The sequence below is a fragment of the Pseudonocardia xishanensis genome, assembly GCF_039541715.1.
GTDB lineage: Bacteria > Actinomycetota > Actinomycetes > Mycobacteriales > Pseudonocardiaceae > Pseudonocardia > Pseudonocardia xishanensis.
Map to the genome: position 1 here is coordinate 182,882 of NZ_BAABGT010000122.1, position 15,491 is coordinate 198,372.

General features: G+C 74.6%; 17 protein-coding genes and 1 pseudogene. 11 read left to right on the plus strand and 7 right to left on the minus strand.

Going from position 1 to position 15,491, the window contains the following annotated elements; all coding sequences use genetic code 11:
- The first annotated feature begins 47 nt into the window (after window positions 1–47).
- On the plus strand, window positions 48–1,070 hold the full coding sequence (locus ABD993_RS34820; RefSeq protein ID WP_345427690.1) for an LLM class flavin-dependent oxidoreductase: 1,023 nt from the start codon (window positions 48–50) through the stop codon (window positions 1,068–1,070).
- A gap of 9 nt (window positions 1,071–1,079) precedes the next feature.
- Here the strand turns inward: ABD993_RS34820 and ABD993_RS34825 are convergent, their stop codons facing one another.
- Window positions 1,080–1,973, minus strand: coding sequence for a MerR family transcriptional regulator (locus ABD993_RS34825; RefSeq protein WP_345427697.1), 894 nt, complete (start codon window positions 1,971–1,973; stop codon window positions 1,080–1,082).
- A 423-nt stretch (window positions 1,974–2,396) separates the two neighbouring features.
- Here ABD993_RS34825 and ABD993_RS34830 point away from each other — a divergent pair, with 423 nt between their 5' ends.
- Window positions 2,397–2,792: a hypothetical protein gene (locus ABD993_RS34830; protein WP_345427704.1), complete on the plus strand. Its 396-nt coding sequence runs from the start codon at window positions 2,397–2,399 to the stop codon at window positions 2,790–2,792.
- A 30-nt stretch (window positions 2,793–2,822) separates the two neighbouring features.
- Complete coding sequence (locus tag ABD993_RS34835; protein ID WP_345427710.1) at window positions 2,823–3,653, plus strand: SCO6745 family protein; 831 nt, start codon at window positions 2,823–2,825, stop codon at window positions 3,651–3,653.
- A gap of 168 nt (window positions 3,654–3,821) precedes the next feature.
- On the opposite strand, the pseudogene ABD993_RS34840 reads toward ABD993_RS34835, so the two are convergent.
- The 4 genes and pseudogenes from ABD993_RS34840 to ABD993_RS34855 all read right to left on the minus strand — a co-directional run.
- A pseudogene (locus ABD993_RS34840) lies at window positions 3,822–4,061 on the minus strand (PIN domain-containing protein); the annotation flags it as partial.
- Complete coding sequence (locus ABD993_RS34845; RefSeq protein WP_345427718.1) at window positions 4,058–4,288, minus strand: antitoxin; 231 nt, start codon at window positions 4,286–4,288, stop codon at window positions 4,058–4,060. The pseudogene ABD993_RS34840 and the gene ABD993_RS34845, both read right to left, overlap by 4 nt.
- 34 nt (window positions 4,289–4,322) lie before the next feature.
- Window positions 4,323–5,396, minus strand: a complete 1,074-nt coding sequence (ychF, locus tag ABD993_RS34850; RefSeq protein ID WP_345427735.1) for a redox-regulated ATPase YchF — start codon at window positions 5,394–5,396, stop codon at window positions 4,323–4,325.
- A gap of 302 nt (window positions 5,397–5,698) precedes the next feature.
- A complete protein-coding gene (locus tag ABD993_RS34855) occupies window positions 5,699–6,313 on the minus strand; it encodes a sigma-70 family RNA polymerase sigma factor (protein ID WP_345427741.1) in 615 nt (204 codons plus the stop codon).
- 241 nt (window positions 6,314–6,554) lie between these two features.
- On the opposite strand from ABD993_RS34855, the gene ABD993_RS34860 reads away from it, so the two are divergent.
- The 5 genes from ABD993_RS34860 (at window position 6,555) to ABD993_RS34880 (ending at window position 11,300) form a co-directional block, all read left to right on the plus strand.
- Window positions 6,555–7,070 carry a hypothetical protein gene (locus ABD993_RS34860; protein WP_345427747.1) on the plus strand — a complete coding sequence of 172 codons (516 nt, stop codon included), beginning with the start codon at window positions 6,555–6,557 and terminating at the stop codon, window positions 7,068–7,070.
- Window positions 7,071–7,135: 65 nt separating this feature from the next.
- A complete protein-coding gene (locus ABD993_RS34865; protein WP_345427754.1) occupies window positions 7,136–8,581 on the plus strand; it encodes an AlkA N-terminal domain-containing protein in 1,446 nt (481 codons plus the stop codon).
- The gene (locus ABD993_RS34870; RefSeq protein WP_345427761.1) at window positions 8,578–9,063 is read left to right on the plus strand and encodes a methylated-DNA--[protein]-cysteine S-methyltransferase; all 486 of its coding nucleotides are present in this window, start codon (window positions 8,578–8,580) and stop codon (window positions 9,061–9,063) included. Before ABD993_RS34865 ends, ABD993_RS34870 begins: the two co-directional genes overlap by 4 nt.
- Window positions 9,064–9,171: 108 nt before the next feature.
- Window positions 9,172–10,734 carry a DNA recombination protein RmuC gene (locus ABD993_RS34875; RefSeq protein WP_345427768.1) on the plus strand — a complete coding sequence of 521 codons (1,563 nt, stop codon included), beginning with the start codon at window positions 9,172–9,174 and terminating at the stop codon, window positions 10,732–10,734.
- Window positions 10,731–11,300 carry a DUF6542 domain-containing protein gene (locus ABD993_RS34880; RefSeq protein ID WP_345427773.1) on the plus strand — a complete coding sequence of 190 codons (570 nt, stop codon included), beginning with the start codon at window positions 10,731–10,733 and terminating at the stop codon, window positions 11,298–11,300. The genes ABD993_RS34875 and ABD993_RS34880 overlap by 4 nt, the downstream gene beginning before the upstream one ends.
- Here the strand turns inward: ABD993_RS34880 and ABD993_RS34885 are convergent.
- Window positions 11,230–12,186 (minus strand): 4-hydroxy-3-methylbut-2-enyl diphosphate reductase, encoded by a 957-nt coding sequence (locus ABD993_RS34885; RefSeq protein ID WP_345427779.1) that lies wholly within the window; start codon window positions 12,184–12,186, stop codon window positions 11,230–11,232. The two genes, ABD993_RS34880 and ABD993_RS34885, sit on opposite strands and share 71 nt — an antisense overlap.
- Before the next feature lie 102 nt (window positions 12,187–12,288).
- Here ABD993_RS34885 and ABD993_RS34890 point away from each other — a divergent pair, with 102 nt between their 5' ends.
- The 3 genes from ABD993_RS34890 to ABD993_RS34900 are packed head-to-tail and all read left to right on the plus strand — an operon-like array spanning window position 12,289 to window position 14,310.
- Complete coding sequence (locus ABD993_RS34890) at window positions 12,289–12,879, plus strand: lipid droplet-associated protein (RefSeq protein ID WP_345427786.1); 591 nt, start codon at window positions 12,289–12,291, stop codon at window positions 12,877–12,879.
- Window positions 12,876–14,108, plus strand: a complete 1,233-nt coding sequence (gene xseA, locus ABD993_RS34895) for an exodeoxyribonuclease VII large subunit (protein WP_345427805.1) — start codon at window positions 12,876–12,878, stop codon at window positions 14,106–14,108. Before ABD993_RS34890 ends, xseA begins: the two co-directional genes overlap by 4 nt.
- The gene (locus tag ABD993_RS34900) at window positions 14,101–14,310 is read left to right on the plus strand and encodes an exodeoxyribonuclease VII small subunit (protein WP_345427808.1); all 210 of its coding nucleotides are present in this window, start codon (window positions 14,101–14,103) and stop codon (window positions 14,308–14,310) included. The genes xseA and ABD993_RS34900 overlap by 8 nt, the downstream gene beginning before the upstream one ends.
- Before the next feature lie 472 nt (window positions 14,311–14,782).
- Here ABD993_RS34900 and ABD993_RS34905 read toward each other — a convergent pair whose 3' ends face one another.
- Window positions 14,783–15,400 carry a DUF4245 domain-containing protein gene (locus tag ABD993_RS34905; RefSeq protein WP_345427814.1) on the minus strand — a complete coding sequence of 206 codons (618 nt, stop codon included), beginning with the start codon at window positions 15,398–15,400 and terminating at the stop codon, window positions 14,783–14,785.
- Window positions 15,401–15,491: the final 91 nt, after the last annotated feature.

Genomic DNA, 15,491 nt, shown 5'->3' on the forward strand with positions numbered 1-15,491 from the left:
CGCTCCCCCACGGGAATGCCCACCGCCCGATGGTTGTTCGTTCAACTGTGAAGAAGATCGGATTCCTGTCCTTCGGGCACTGGTCGGACTCGCCCCACTCGGCGGTCCGTTCCGGCGCGGACACCCTGCTGCAGTCGATCGAGCTCGCGGTGGCCGCGGAGGAGCTGGGCGCGGACGGCGCCTACTTCCGGGTGCACCACTTCGCGCAGCAGCTGGGGTCGCCGTTCCCGCTGCTCTCGGCCGCGGCGGCGCGGACCAACCGGATCGAGCTCGGCACCGGCGTGATCGACATGCGCTACGAGAACCCGCTGTACATGGCCGAGGACGCGGGCGCCGCCGACCTGATCTCCGGCGGGAGGCTCCAGCTCGGCATCAGCCGGGGCAGCCCCGAGCAGGTCGTCGACGGGTTCCGCTACTTCGGGTACGAGCCGTCGCCGTCCGACCCCGCGGGTGCCGACCTGGCCCGCGACCACACCGCGCGGTTCCTCGAGGTGATCGGCGGCCAGGGCTTCGCGCGGCCCAACCCCCGCCCCATGTTCCCGAACCCGCCCGGACTGCTGCGCATCGAGCCGCAGTCCCCGGGTCTGCGGGACCGGATCTGGTGGGGCGCGGGTTCCCGCGCGACGGCGGAGTGGACGGCCGCGCAGGGCATGAACCTGATGAGCTCGACCCTGCTGACCGAGGACACCGGCGTGCCCTTCCACCAGCTGCAGGCCGAGCAGATCCAGCGCTTCCGGGATGCCTGGACGGCGGCGGGCCACGACCGCGAGCCCCGGGTCTCGGTGAGCCGCAGCATCTTCCCCATCGTCAACGATCTGGACAAGCAGCTGTTCTGGCAGCAGCGGGGCAGCTCCGACCAGGTGGGTTTCCTCGACGGCGGCACCGCCCGCTTCGGCAGGACCTACGCGGGTGAGCCGGACAAGCTGATCGCCGAGCTCGCCGAGGACGAGGCGATCGCCGCCGCGGACACCCTGCTGCTGACGGTCCCGAACCAGTTGGGGGTCGACTACAACGCCCACGTGATCGAGGCGGTCCTCACCCACCTGGCCCCGGAGCTCGGCTGGCGGTGACGACGCCGCTCAGACACGCCGGCCCGCGCTGAGCGCGGCGGCGACCTCGGCCGCCTCCGCGAGCCCGTCGACGTGCGGCACCGCGGCCGGGAGCACGGTCGGGTCCCAGCCCGGCCCGGCCGCGACCACGGGCGCCGACGCCCCCACCGCGGTCAGCACCTCGGGGTCGGCCACCTCGGGGGTCAACGCGAGGACCACCACCGCGGCGGGCGCCGCCCGGTCGGCCGCGGCGACGAGCGACGCGGTCGGGGTGCGGGCGCCGAGCACGGTGCCCCGGCGGCCGGTGCTCGCCAGCTCGGCCCCGAGGGCGACGAGCGGCAGGTCGTGGAGCTCCGCCGGAGCGCTCGCGAGCAGCACGTCGGGGGCGTCCGCCGCGTGGGGCCCGGTGACGCGCGCGAGCTCGGTCGCCGCGACGTGGGACACCAGATGTTCGACGGCGATCCCGTGCGCGACGACCGGCCACTCGTCCCCGATCGTGGCGAGCACGGGCCGCAGGACCCCCTCCCACACCGCGGCGACGGTGTCCTTCGCGAGCCGTGCGGCCAGCAGCCGACGCACCGTGGGACCGTCCAGCTCCAGCGCGGCGTGCCCCAGCTCGTGCGCGACGGGATGCGCGCCGTCGGGCAGCGTCAGGTCGTGTCGGGCGGCCTCCAGCACGGACCGCGCGGCCTCGGCCGTCGGGACACCCCGGTCGACCAGGTGTTTCACCGCCACGACCCGGTCCACGTCCCCCGCGGTGTAGCGGCGGTGCCCCCCTCCGGAGCGGAGGCTCGCACCCAGCCCGTAGCGCTCCTGCCACATCCGCAGCGTCGTCGTCGTGACACCCGTGCGGCTCGCGACCGCCGAGATCGACAGCCCCACCGACGACGGGATCCCCGCCGACGGACGGCCCGCTCCGCTCACCGAATCCATCCTCCGTGCCCGCGTCCGCCGCCCGGCCATCCTGAACCGTCCGGGGCCCGCGCGCCAACCGTCCCGCGAAAATCTTCTACGAGACCTCCACAATGCGCTGCGGAGCGACTACCGTCCGCCGGGCACGACCCGGTCCGAGAGCGGGGTCGACCATCCGGCCCGGCGCGGCCCGCACACAGCTCCGAAGGCAGCGCCGCCCAAGGGAGGGACGACGATGTGCACCGGAAACGGACGCCCGCAACCACCCCCGCCGCCCCGCCCGGGCAGCCCCCGACCCTCCCCTCGGTGACGTCCCCGCACCAGACCGAACCGCCGCGCCGCGATCCGGCGTGACGGCGCTGGCGGTGCGGCGAGCAGGAGGGGTACGCCCGCTCGCCGCACCGCACCCCCACTCCGACGGGAGCCTCGACCGCCGTGACGAAGATCGTCGACCGGCTGATGTCCTACCCCGGCGTGTGGAACGACCGGGCCACCGCGCACCTGCGCGTCTACACGCACGAGGACTCCGTCGTCGCGATCATCGGCCAGCTCACCGACCATCTCGCCAGCTCGGTCAGCAACCAGATCGAGCTGATCGTCGCCGGGCTCGAGGCCGACTACGGCGACCGCGTCATCATCGTCGAGCACCATCCCGCCGGGACCGGCGTCCCGGTCGACGAGCTGTGGGCGAGCGTCACCGGCGGTTCCCTCCACCCGGTGTGGACGCCGCTGTCCACCACCGCGGTCGAGGCGCTGGCGGGCGAACCGGTCCCGGTCTGGCCCGCGCACCGCTACAGCGAGTCCGCCTTGCGCGACCGCCGGGACCGATGAGTTCGGGGCGCCGCCGCGGTCGGACAGGGCATGCCCACCACGATCACCCGCCGCATGGTCGAGCTCCTCGAGCCGATCTGCATGGTCACCTACTCCGCCCCCGAATCCCACGCCGAGCTCGCCGCGCTCGGCCACCGGACCTACTGGGACGGCTACTTCGCGGGCCGCGCCGCACCGCTGGGGCGGGTCCCGGCGGAGGTCGTGCACGCGGCCTTCTACAGCTTCGCCGAGGGTGAGGCGGCGCGGCACATCCCGAGCGCGTGGGACACGGTCTCGCCGGAGGTGTCCTTCGACGCGTGGCGGCGGGGCAGCGCGGCCTCCGTGCGGCGGCTCGTCGGCGCGGAGCTGGCCGAGTCCCCCGGCCTGGCGCGCGCCGCCGACCTGACCACGAAGGCGGCGTTCGGCGCACCGACGAACGGCCGGGTCATCTACGCCGGGTGGCGCACCCTCCCGGTGCCCGCCGATCCCGTGACCAGGCTGTGGCACTCCGCGACCATGTTGCGCGAGCACCGCGGAGACGGGCACGTCGCCGCCCTCCTCACCGCGGGCATCGGCGGGACCGAGGCCCACGTGCTGGCCGCCCTGGACATGGGCATCCACCCGCCGGAGTCCTTCGGGCGCATCCACCACCTACCGAAGGCCCGGCTCGCCGAGGTGATGGCCGGACTGCGCGAACGCGGGCTCGTCGACGCCGACGGTCACTTCACCGACGAGGGCCGGGAGACCAAGGCCCGCATCGAAGCCCTCACCGACGAGCTCGCCGCCCCGCCCTACGCCGCCCTCTCCCCCGCCGAGCTCAGCGAGCTGACGACGGAGCTCGAGCCGATCACCGCGACGCTCGTGGCCGCGGGCTCGCGATGAGCCACCCCGGCTCTGGGACCAGCACGGCCCGGTCCGGGAGTGCCCGTGCGAGGCCCTCGTCGAGGGTCGCGAGCACCGCGTCCGGACGCTCGGCGGCCAGGGGCCTGCGAGATAGGCGTCGGTGACCTGGCGATGCCCGCGGACGCGGTCGAGCGGCACGTCCACGTAGGACGCCGCGTCCGGCCAGAACTCGCAGCCCGGCACGGCGTGCACCGCCCGCAGCACCTCCTGCGCGACCCGAGGGCGCTCCCCGATGCGCGGCAGGAACCGGACGAGCGCCCCCTCGACCACCGGACACACGGCGAACCGGTCGATCCCCGCCACCCAAGCCGACGCCCTCGTGTGGTGCTCGTGCTCGGCGACGGTCAGCGCGATGAGGACGTTCGCGTCGAGCAGGTGGGTGGTCACTCCTCGTCCAGTGCCTCGGCGACCTCGGCCGCGGTCACCGACCGCCCGACGCTGATCACGGGGAACCCGGAGCGCTCGTCCGTCCCGATCACGACGGGCTCGTCCAGCAGGCTCAGCCCGCGCGCGGTCAGATCGGCGACGACGGCAGACAGCGAGCGCCCGGTGCTCCTGGCGATCTCCAGGGCACGCCGATGGACGGCGGGCGGCAGGTCGACGGTCGTGCGCACGCCTGCATCATCGCTGCATCAGTGGTGATGCAGCTCAGACGTTGAAGCGGAACTCCACGACGTCCCCGTCCGCCATGACGTAGTCCTTGCCCTCGATGCGGACCTTGCCCGCGGCCTTGGCGGCGGCCATGGAGCCGGCCTCGACGAGGTCGGCGTAGGACACGATCTCGGCCTTGATGAAGCCCTTCTCGAAGTCCGAGTGGATCACACCGGCCGCCTGGGGGGCGGTGTCGCCCTGGTGGATCGTCCAGGCGCGGGCCTCCTTGGGGCCTGCGGTGAGGTAGGTCTGCAGGCCCAGCGTGCGGAAGCCGGCGCGGGCCAGGGAGTAGAGGCCGGGCTCGGGCTGGCCGATGGACTCCAGCAGCTCGCGGGCGGACTCCTCATCCAGCTCCAGCAGCTCGGACTCGACCTTCGCGTCCAGGAAGACGGCCTCGGCGGGGGCGACCAGGTCGGCCAGCTCCTTGCGGCGGGCCTCGTCGGTGAGCACGCCCTCGTCCGCGTTGAACACGTAGAGGAACGGCTTGGTGGTGAGCAGGGTCAGCTCGCGCAGCGGCTCGGGGTCCACGCCCGCGGCGAACAGGGTCCTGCCGCCGTTGAGGATCTCCACGGCCTCCTCCGCGGCCTGCAGCACGACGCGGCGGTCCTTCTGCATCCGCGCCTCCTTGGTCAGGCGCGGCACCGCCTTCTCCAGCGTCTGCAGGTCGGCGAGGATCAGCTCCGTGGAGATGGTCTCGATGTCCGACGCGGGGTCCACGCGCCCGTCCACGTGCACCACGTCGTCGTCGGTGAAGACGCGGACGACCTGGCAGATCGCGTCCGACTCGCGGATGTTGGCGAGGAACTTGTTGCCCAGGCCCGCACCCTCGGACGCGCCCTTCACGATCCCGGCGATGTCGACGAACGACACCACGGCGGGCACGACCTTCGCCGACGAGTGGATCTTCGCCAGCTCGTCCAGCCTCGGGTCCGGCAGCGGCACCACACCCACGTTCGGCTCGATGGTGGCGAACGGGTAGTTCGCGGCGAGCACGTCGTTGCGCGTCAGCGCGTTGAACAGGGTCGACTTGCCGACGTTGGGCAGACCGACGATGCCGAGGGTGAGGGACACGAGGCTCCAGGGTAGACGCCGGACGGGAGACGACGACACGCCGGTTCCGGACCCCTCGCCCGGAACCGGCGCGCCCTCTCCCCCGTGCTGGTCGGCCGCTCCCCCGGCCGACGCCGTGCCCGCCGCCGCTCCCCAGCGCGACGGGCCCGGCCCCGGCCACTCCCCCGGCCGCCCCTGCCCCACCGGAGGCTCCCCAGCCCCGGTGGTCGTGCTCGCCGCCCGCCCTCCCCGGGGCCCGCGGTCGTACTCCCGGACGCGTTTCCCCGCATCCGGTCACCCGCCGTCGAGCGGGAGGTCGGTGGTCAGCCCGCCATCGCCATCCGCGGCGCGGGCCGCTCCGCCAGGTAGCGGCGCAGCGTGGTCAGGGCGCGGTGCTGGGTGACCCGCACCGAACCCGGCGTGGAGCCCAGCAGCGCGGCGGTCTCGCTCGCCGAGAGCCCCTCGATCAGGCGCAGGCGCAGCACGTCCCGGTGCCGTTCCGGCAGCCGCCCGAGCAGCCGCTGCACCATCGCGGCCTGCTCGGCGCGGACCGTGAGCTCGTCCGGGGCGTCCCCGGTGTGCACCCGGTCCGGCACGGAGTCGGTCAGGTCGATGCGGGAGATCCGGCTGCGCCGCACCGTGTCGATGATCTTGTTGCGGGCGATGGTGAACGCGAAGGCCAGCAGCGGCCCGCCGTCGTGGTCGAACCTCGGCAGCGCCCGGAGCAGCGCGATCAGCGTGTCCTGAGCCATGTCCTCGGCGGACGTCGCGTCCCCGGCACCCGTCGCGAGCCGGGACCGGCAGTAGCGCAGCACCGGCGGGTGCAGCGCGGCCATCAGCTCCTCGCAGGCGATCCGGTTCCCGGTCGCGGCGGCGCGCCCGAGCCGGTCGATCCGGGCGAGGTCGTCCGCGGCGGAGGTGCGGGTCGTGGAGGGCATGGTCCTGGGGTCCTTCCGGGGCTGCCGGTGGTTCCGGCGACAAGGAGAAGAGTGCTGGGTCCGGAGCCCGCGATACATCCGGGGAACCACCGAGATCGGCCCCGTGCCAACCCCTGGGGAACAGTGGTGCCAGCACCACCACCCGATCGGGTTTCCCTACGACGAACGGGCTAACGAACTCGTCCTCTCGCCGCGATCTCCCCGGTGACACCCCCGGACGAGACGGAGAACGACAGTGCGGATGACGCAGGTGGCCCGGGTCGCCATGACCGGCACGGTCCTCGGCGCGCTCTCGACGACGTCGATCGCCGCCGTGAACCTCGCCTCGGCCCCCGTCGCGCCGATCCCCACCCCGACCTTCGACGCCGCGCCGCCCCCGGCGGCGCCGAGCGGCCCCGTGACCCCGACCCGCCCGGTCGACGGCGCGACCATCGCCGCCGCGGTCCTCGACCCCGCCCTGCGCGCCACCGAGACCGTGCCGGCCCCCGCACCTCGGTGGACCGCGGCGGCGCGGCCCGCGGTCGCGACCGCCGCGCCTGCGACGTCCACCCCGGCCCTGCCCGTCGTGCTGCCCGTCGTGCTGCCCGTCGTGCTGCCCGTCGTGCTGCCCGAGGCCGCCCCGGTCGACGAGGTGCGCTCGGCGCCTCGGGTCCGGCTGCCGCGCGAGGTGCGCGCCCAGGTGCGCCGGGCCTGCGCGAGGGACCTGCTCGACGCGGAGATGTGCGGGTGGGTCCGGAGCGGGTCGCCGCGCCGCTAGCCCTCCGGACGGCCGTGTCCGATTCCCGCGAGAACCGGGTCGCCCGGCGTGGCACAGTCGGTTCCGTGCTGGACACCGAACGCTGCTACCGCGCCGTCTCGTCGCGAGACTCCCGCTTCGACGGCGTGTTCATCACGGCGGTGCGCACGACCGGCATCTACTGCCGCCCGTCCTGCCCCGCCACCACCCCCCGGATCCGGAACGTCGAGTTCTTCACCACCGCGGCCGCCGCGCAGCAGCACGGCTACCGCGCCTGCAGGCGATGCCTGCCGGACGCCGTGCCCGGGTCCCCCGACTGGAACACCCGCTCCGACCTGGCCGCCCGCGCGATGCGGCTGATCGGGGACGGCGTCGTCGAGCGGGACGGCGTCGCCGGGCTCGCCGCGCGGCTCGGGTACTCCGAACGTCACCTGACCCGCATCGTCACCGCCGAGCTCGGGGCGGGCCCGCTCGCCCTCGCGCGGGCGCACCGCGCGCACACGGCCCGGCTGCTGATCGAGACCACGCCGATGGCCATGGCGGACATCGCGTTCGCCGCGGGCTTCGCGAGCGTCCGGCAGTTCAACGACACCGTCCGCGAGGTCTACGCCGTCACCCCGAGCGTGCTGCGTCGGGAGAGCGCGCGTCGGGGGCCGACGCCGGTCGCGGGCACGGTGTCGCTGCGGCTGCCGCACCGCGAACCGTTCGACGGCGCGGGGCTGCTGGCGCACTTCGCCGGGCGCGCGCTCGACGGCGTCGAGTCCCTCGAGGACGGGGTGTACCGCCGGACGCTGCGGCTGCCGCACGGGCCCGCGTCCGTCGCCGTGCACCTGGGCGACTCCCGGCCGGGGTTCGTGCGGGCGGACCTGCGGCTCGCCGAGCCGCGGGACCTCGGTCCGGCGGTGGCCCGGCTGCGCAGGTTGCTCGACCTCGACGCCGATCCCGTCGCCGTGGACGAGCTGCTCGGCCGCGATCCCGTCCTCGCGCCGCGGGTGGCGGCCATCCCGGGCATCCGGCTGCCGGGCGCCGCGGACGGGCTGGAGATCGCCGCGAAAGCCCTTCTCGGCCAACAGGTCTCGGTGAGCGCGGCCCGCACGACCGGGGCCCGGCTCGTCGCCGAGCTGGGCGAGGAGCTGCCCGCGGCGGTCGCGGGGGACGGTCCCGCCCTGCTCTTCCCGAGCCCCGAGGCGCTGGCAGGCGCGGCGATCCCGGGTCCCACGCGGCGGGCCGCCGCGCTCACCGGACTGGCCGCGGCCGTCGCGGACGGTTCCCTCGTCCTCGACGCGGGCCGCGATCCCGCGGGGCTGCGCGCGGACCTCGAGGCGCTGCCCGGGATCGGTCCGTGGACCGCCGGGTACGTCGCGATGCGCCTGCTCGGAGACCCGGACGAACCCCTGCTCACCGATCTCGCGGTCCGCCGCGGCGCCGCCGCGCTCGGCCTGCCCACCGACCCCGCCGCGCTGGCCGACCACGCGCTGCGCTGGCGCCCCTGGCGGTCCTACGCCGCCACCCACCTCTGGAGGCACTCGTGAGCATCTACCAGACCCTCGACACCCCCGACGGCCCCTTCACCGTCGTCGTCTCCGACGGCGCGGTGCTGGCCTCGGGCTGGACCGCGCAGCTGGACGAGCTGGTCCCGTTGGTGCACAGCGGCATCCGGCCGACCGACGTGTCCGCGGGAGACGCGGGCGCGGCGGCCGAGGCGGTCCGCGCGTACTACGGCGGCGAGCTCGGTGCGCCCGACGCCGTGCCCGTCCGGCAGCGGTCCGGCGAGTTCCTGGAGCACGCGTGGGAGGTCCTGCGCGGCATCCCGGCCGGCGCCCCGGTGACCTACTCCGAGTACGCCGCGAAGGCCGGGCGGCCCGCGGCGATCCGGGCGGCGGCGAGCGCGTGCGCCAGGAACGCGGCGGCTCTCTTCGTCCCCTGCCACCGGGTCCTGCGCCTCGACGGGTCCCTCGGCGGCTTCCGCTGGGGCCTGGACGTGAAGCGCTCGCTGCTGGCCCGCGAGGCCTGATCGCGGAGATGAACCTCGGTGTCGTCCGGGCCATGATCGAACGACACCGAGGTTCATCTCGGCGGTGGGTGCCGGGAATTGTCGGGGGGCCCGTGCACAGTGGGCACCGTGGAACTCGCGAACGCCGTACCGCTGCTGCTGGCCGGGCTGCTGCTGGGGCTGGCGATCGGGGCGGGGCTGACCTGGCTGCTCGTCGGGGCGCGGCACCGGGTCGCGGTCGCCGAGGCCGCGCGCGCCACCGCCACGGCCACGGCGGGCGCCCGGGCCGAGGCCGCGGCGGCACGCGCCGAGCGGACGGGGCTGCTCGAGCGGATCGAGGAGCTGCACGAGGACCTGCAGACCGCGACCGAGCGGCTGCGGCGCGCGGAGTCCGATGTCGCGGCCACCCGCGCGGCGCTGCAGACCGAGCGCGAGGGGGCGCTGGACCGGGAGCGGATGCTCGCGGCACGGGATGCCGAGCTGCGCGAGAGCTTCCAGGCGCTGTCCGCGGAGGCGTTGTCCCGCAACAACGAGCAGTTCGTCACGCTCGCAGAGGGCCGGATCCGCGAGGCCGCGGCGGCGCTGCACGCCAAGGCCGAGACGGACGAGGCGGCGCGGTCCACCGCGATCGGCAGGCTGCTGGACCCGATGGCCGCGGCGCTGCAACGGGTGGAGGGGCAGCTGCGCACCGTCGAGCGGGAGCGCGAGTCCGCCTACGCGGGGCTCGTCGAGCAGGTCAAGACGATGGCGCAGAACTCGGACCGGCTGCGCAGCGAGACCCGCCAGCTCGTCACCGCGCTGCGCGCGCCGCAGGTCCGCGGTCGCTGGGGCGAGCTGCAGCTGGAGCGGATCGTGCAGCTCGCGGGCATGGTGGAGCACTGCGACTTCTCCACCCAGGTCGTCGGCACCGGGGAGGACGGCGGGGTCCGGCCGGACATGGTCGTCCACCTCGCCGGGGGCAAGCAGGTGGTGGTGGACGCGAAGGTCCCGTTCGCCGCGTACCTGGAGGCCGTGGAGACCGAGGACCCGACCGTCCACACCGAACGGCTCGCGGCACACGCCCGCCAGCTGCGGGCCCACGTGGACCAGCTGTCCGCCAAGGCCTACTGGCAGTCGTTCGAGCCCACGCCGGAGTTCGTCGTGCTGTTCGTCCCCGGGGACCCGTTCCTGGAGGCGGCGCTGCGGGCGGACCCGGCGCTGCTGGAGCACGCGTTCGGCCGCAACATCGTGATCACCACGCCGACCACGCTGATCGCGCTGCTGCGCACGGTCGCGTACGGCTGGCGGCAGGAGGCGTTGGCGCGCAACGCCGCGCAGGTCCACCAGCTCGGCAGGGAGCTGCACGGCAGGCTGGCGACGATGGGCACGCACGTCGCGAAGCTGGGCCGCAGCCTGGACGGGGCGGTCGAGAGCTACAACCGCACGGTGTCCTCGCTGGAGGCCCGCGTGCTCGTCACGGCGCGGCGACTCACCGAGCTCAAGGTCAGCGACGAGGAGCTGGAGAGCCCCGATCCGGTGGAGCGCACCCCCCGGGCGGTCTCGGCGCCCGAGCTGGTCGCGTCCGCGGGCGAGTCGCTGATCGCGTTGCACGAGCTGATCCCGCACGGGTCCGGCCCGGACGGGTCACGCGGCCGGGACACGCACGGCGACCCGGGTGACGGGGACCCCGGACGGGCTACCGTGACCGGGTGACGTCCCGCGAGACCCCCACCGGATGGCCGGTCGCCGAGCGCTCCGCCCTGGCCACCGTCCTCGGCATCCCGCCGCTCGCCGCGATCGCGCTGGCGTTCGTGCTGACCGGGCTCGGCGTGTTCGTCGACGTGCTGCGGATCGGCACGGTCGGGATCGTGTTCGGCATCGCCTACGTGCTGGGCTGTGTCCTCGCCGTCACGTGGGTGCGGCGGCGCAGCCTCTTCGGCCCCGTGGTCCAGCCGCCGCTGCTGGCGGCCGTGCTCATCCCCGTGATCGTGCTCCTGGTGGGGCGGCCGGGGCCGGGGCTGGCCGAGACCGTGCTCATGATCGGCGCGCCGCTGGTCAACGCCTTCCCGGCGATGGCCGTGGCCACCGGGCTCAGCCTGCTGGTCGGGCTGGTCCGGCTGATCGTGCAGCGCACCGGCCCGGACGACGCACTGGCCCGGCTCGGCAGGCTGGGCGTGCGCGGCCGGGACCGCGCGGAGGACGAGACCGTCAGCGCGCGACGCGGCTCGGGCGCAGCTCGCGGGGCAGGGAGAACGTCAGGGTCTCCTCGGCGGTCGTGACCTCCTCGACGGACTCCCAGCCGCGCTCGGCCAGATAGTCCAGCACGCCGCGGACCAGCACCTCCGGCACGGAGGCCCCGCTCGTCACGCCGACGGTCCGGACGCCGTCCAGCCACGTCTCGTCGATCTCCCGCGCGTAGTCGATGAGGTGGGACGCGCCCGCCCCCGCCTGCAGCGCGACCTCGACCAGCCGCACCGAGTTCGACGAGTTCGGCGAGCCCACGACCAGCACCAGGTCGCACTGCGGGGCCATCGCCTTCACCGCGACCTGGCGGTTCTGGGTGGCGTAGCAGATGTCGTCGCTCGGCGGGTTCTGCAGCGAGGGGACCTGCTCGCGCAGGGCGTGGACCGTCTCCATGGTCTCGTCGACCGAGAGCGTGGTCTGCGAGAGCCAGACGACCTTCGACGGGTCCCGCACGGTGACCTTCGCGGCGTCCGCGGCGCTCTCCACGAGCTGGACGTTGCCGGGGGCCTCGCCGGAGGTGCCCTCGACCTCCTCGTGGCCCGCGTGCCCGACCAGCAGGATGTCGTAGTCCTCGCGGGCGAACCGCTTGACCTCCTGGTGGACCTTGGTGACCAGCGGGCAGGTCGCGTCGATCGTGGTGAGCGACCGGGCCTTCGCCTCGTCCCGCACCGCCGGGGACACCCCGTGGGCGGAGAACACCACGATGGCGCCCGCGGGGATCTCGTCCGTCTCGTCGACGAACACCGCGCCGCGCTCGCTCAGGGTCTCGACCACGTGCTTGTTGTGCACGATCTGCTTGCGCACGTAGACGGGCGCGCCGTGCTGCTCGAGCGCCTGCTCGACCGCCTCGACCGCCCGGTCGACCCCGGCGCAGTAACCACGGGGCTTCGCGACCAGGACCCGCTTGCCGGTACCACTCATGACCCCCAGCGTACGGACCGCGGGCGACGACGGCCGTCCGACGTGAGTCAGGCGACCCGCCCCGAACTGCGCGCAGGCCGTCCGACGGGGGAGAATGCCGCCATGAGCCCGCTCCCGATGCCGGTGCGGATCGCCGCCGGCCTGGCCGCGACCGCCGTCGAGCAGGTGCGCGAGCTGCCGCGCCTGGTCGTCGAGTTCCCGGTGACCGCCGTCAGCCAGGCCTTGCAGGCCTCCATGCGCGTGCAGCAGAAGGTGACCGAGCTCGCCATCAAGGGGGACAAGGCCCTCGGCTCCTTCAGCCAGGCGGAGGAGTCCCCCGCGTGGGCCACGTTCGACGACGAGGTGGAGGACGAGCCCACCACCAACGGGCACGCCGCCGTCACCCCGATCAAGCCGAGTGTGCTGTCCGAGCCGGTGGTGCGGCAGGAGCCGGCCGCCGAGCCGGATGAGGCGGGTGCCGCCGCGGGCATCGAGGCGGTCGCCGAGCAGACCCTCGGCGCCGAGGCGGACACCCCGCCCGCCGTGCTGCCGGACTACCCGGGCATGAACCTGCACCAGCTGCGCGGCAAGCTCCGCACACTGGACCTGGCGGGCCTGCAGGCGCTGCTGATCTGGGAGACCTCGCACGAGAACCGGCCGCCGTACGTGACGATGCTGTCCAACCGGATCACGAACGTCCAAGAGAACTCGTGACCGCTCCCTCCACGGAGGAGGCACCCTGGCCCGTCCGGACGGTCACCCGCAAGATCTCCGAGTGGATCGACCGGCTCGGCGCCGTGTGGATCGAGGGCCAGCTCGCACAGGTCACCGCGCGCGCCGGGACGGGGACGGCGTTCCTCACCCTGCGCGACCCCGTCGCGAACGTGTCGTTGCAGCTCACAGCCCCGATGGGGCTGGTCGCCGAGCAGCGCGAGGTGGTCGCCGAGGGCAACCGGGTGATCGTCCACGGCAGGCCGTCGTTCTTCCCGGGCCGCGGCAGCCTCTCCATCCGGGTCGACCGCATCCGGGCCGTCGGGCTCGGTGAGCTGCTGGCCCGGATCGAGCGGCTGCGCAGGCTGCTGGCCGCCGAGGGCCTGTTCGACCAGGCCCGCAAGCGCAGGCTGCCGTTCCTGCCGCAGCGGATCGGGCTGATCACCGGGCGGGCGTCCGCCGCCGAGCACGACGTCGTGTCCAACGCCGAGGCCCGCTGGCCCGCGGTCGAGTTCCGGATCGAGAACACCGCCACGCAGGGCGGGCTCGCCGTCGCGCAGATCGTGGAGGCCCTGGAGATCCTGGATCGGGACCCCGCGGTGGACGTGATCGTGCTGGCCCGCGGCGGCGGCAGCGTCGAGGACCTGCTGCCCTTCTCGGACGAGACGCTGTGCCGGGCGGTCGCCGCCTGCCGCACGCCCGTCGTGTCGGCGATCGGGCACGAGCCGGACACCCCGCTGGTGGACCACGTCGCGGACCTGCGCTGTTCCACCCCCACCGAGGCGGGCAGGCGGCTGGTGCCGGACCTCGCCGAGGAGACCGCCCGGATCGCCGGGCTACGCGACCGGGGGCGGCGCGCCCTGCACGGCTGGGTGGACCGCGAGCAGCGGCTGATCGACGCGCTGCGCGCCCGGCCCGTCCTCGCGGACCCGTTGCGGGACATGGCCCGCCGCCACGAGGAGCTGGAGCGGCTGCGCGGCGCCACGCACGCCGCCGTCGAGCGGCGGATCGAGCGGGAGAGCCGGGAGGTCGAGCACCTGCGGGCCCGGCTGACCGCACTCGGCCCGGCCGCCACGCTGGCCCGCGGCTACGCGATCGTGCAGCGGGTGACCGCGGACGAGGTGCTGCCGGTGCTGCGGTCGGTCACCGAGGTCGCCCCCGGCGACGCCGTCCGGATCAGGGTGGGCGATGGCGTCGTCCGCGCGGCGGTGCAGGATGTCCCCGATGCCTGACACACCTGTCGGAGAGCTCGGCTACGAGCAGGCCCGAGACGAGCTGGTCGAGGTCGTGCGCGCCCTCGAGACCGGCGGCCTCGGCCTGGACGAGTCGGTCGCGCTCTGGGAGCGCGGCGAGGCACTGGCCAAGCGCTGCGAGGAGGCCCTCGCGGGGGCCCGCGAACGCGTCGAGAAGGCCCTGTCCGACGCCGAGGACTGACCGGTGTTCGATCCCGTGCTGGGAGCCGGACTCGCCGTCGGCGGCGGAGTCTTCCCAGCACACCGGACCTGATCGGGTTCGCGGGCCTGGCCCCCGTCGCGGACGCCCTGCGCGGCAGGCGGGTCGCGCGGCGGGACGAGACCGTGGCCGGCCACGGCGGTGATGCTGCTGGACTACCCGGTGCTCGACGACCCCGCGTCACCCCGTCCACCCACCAGTTCGACGGCGTCGGGGTCCGGGACCGGGTGACCAACGCGACCGGCTGGTCCGCCCTGCTCGGCGGGACCCACGGCGGCCCGGACGTGTCGCCGTACACCGCGGGGACGGGAGCGGGTCACGGGCTCGGAGCTGCGGGTCGTGGAGGACGTGCTGGGCCACCTCGGCCTGTTCGCCGTGGCTCCCACCTCCATGCCGCAGATCGATGCGCACCTCGGCGAGCTGCTGCGCCCGCGCGTGTAGCGCCGGGCCGTGTCTAGTTCTGCTCGGACCCCGCGGGCAGCAGCTGCCCCGCCACCAGGGCCTCGACGAGCGTGCGGAACTCCGGCTCGTCCCCGCTGCCGGTGACCAGCAGGCGCACACCCTCCGCGCTCGTCGCGACGCGGAAGGGCTCGCCCTGGTCGGTGGCGCCCCGGTAGACGACCCACGACAGGCCCGCCGCCTGCACCACACCGGTGCCGGCGAGCGGGCCGCCCGCCTCGGTGACGAGCAGGTTCTCCTCGGTGGCGTCGGTCTGCACGAGCCGCAGATAGTGACCCGCCGGGCTCAGGTACCCGACCCGCACCGCGGCCCCGCCACCCTCCACGGGGCCGCGGTCGGTGGAGTTGGCCCGCCAGCCCTCGGGGAGGGTGGGCACCCGCAGGGGAAAGGTCGAGACGCGGGCGAACTCCGCGAGCCTGGCCGGCGCGTCGACCGTCGGACCCGCTCCGGGGTCCACCGACGGGCCGCCGGGTGAGAAGCTGCAGGAGCGCACCCCGCCGCCGACCACCGCGATCACCAGCAGGATGACCAGCGCGCCCAGCATGTCCCGCACCCGCAGGGAGCCCCGGGAGGGCTTGCTCGGCGGCTGCGGGGACGACGGCTCGGTGCTCACCCCTCCATGGTGCTCCACCCATGGCGTCCGTCGCTCTCCGCCCCGAACGGGCGATCCGTCTGTCAGGATCAGGTTCAGTCCCCGCCGCACC

Coding starts and splice junctions, on each gene's coding strand:
- ABD993_RS34855 (WP_345427741.1), bottom strand. CDS start 6,313: ATGCCCTCCACGACCCGCACCTCCGCCGCGGACGACCTCGCCCGGATC.
- ABD993_RS34890 (WP_345427786.1), top strand. CDS start 12,289: ATGAGCCCGCTCCCGATGCCGGTGCGGATCGCCGCCGGCCTGGCCGCG.
- ABD993_RS34860 (WP_345427747.1), top strand. CDS start 6,555: ATGACGCAGGTGGCCCGGGTCGCCATGACCGGCACGGTCCTCGGCGCG.
- ABD993_RS34900 (WP_345427808.1), top strand. CDS start 14,101: ATGCCTGACACACCTGTCGGAGAGCTCGGCTACGAGCAGGCCCGAGAC.
- ABD993_RS34885 (WP_345427779.1), bottom strand. CDS start 12,186: ATGAGTGGTACCGGCAAGCGGGTCCTGGTCGCGAAGCCCCGTGGTTAC.
- ABD993_RS34835 (WP_345427710.1), top strand. CDS start 2,823: ATGCCCACCACGATCACCCGCCGCATGGTCGAGCTCCTCGAGCCGATC.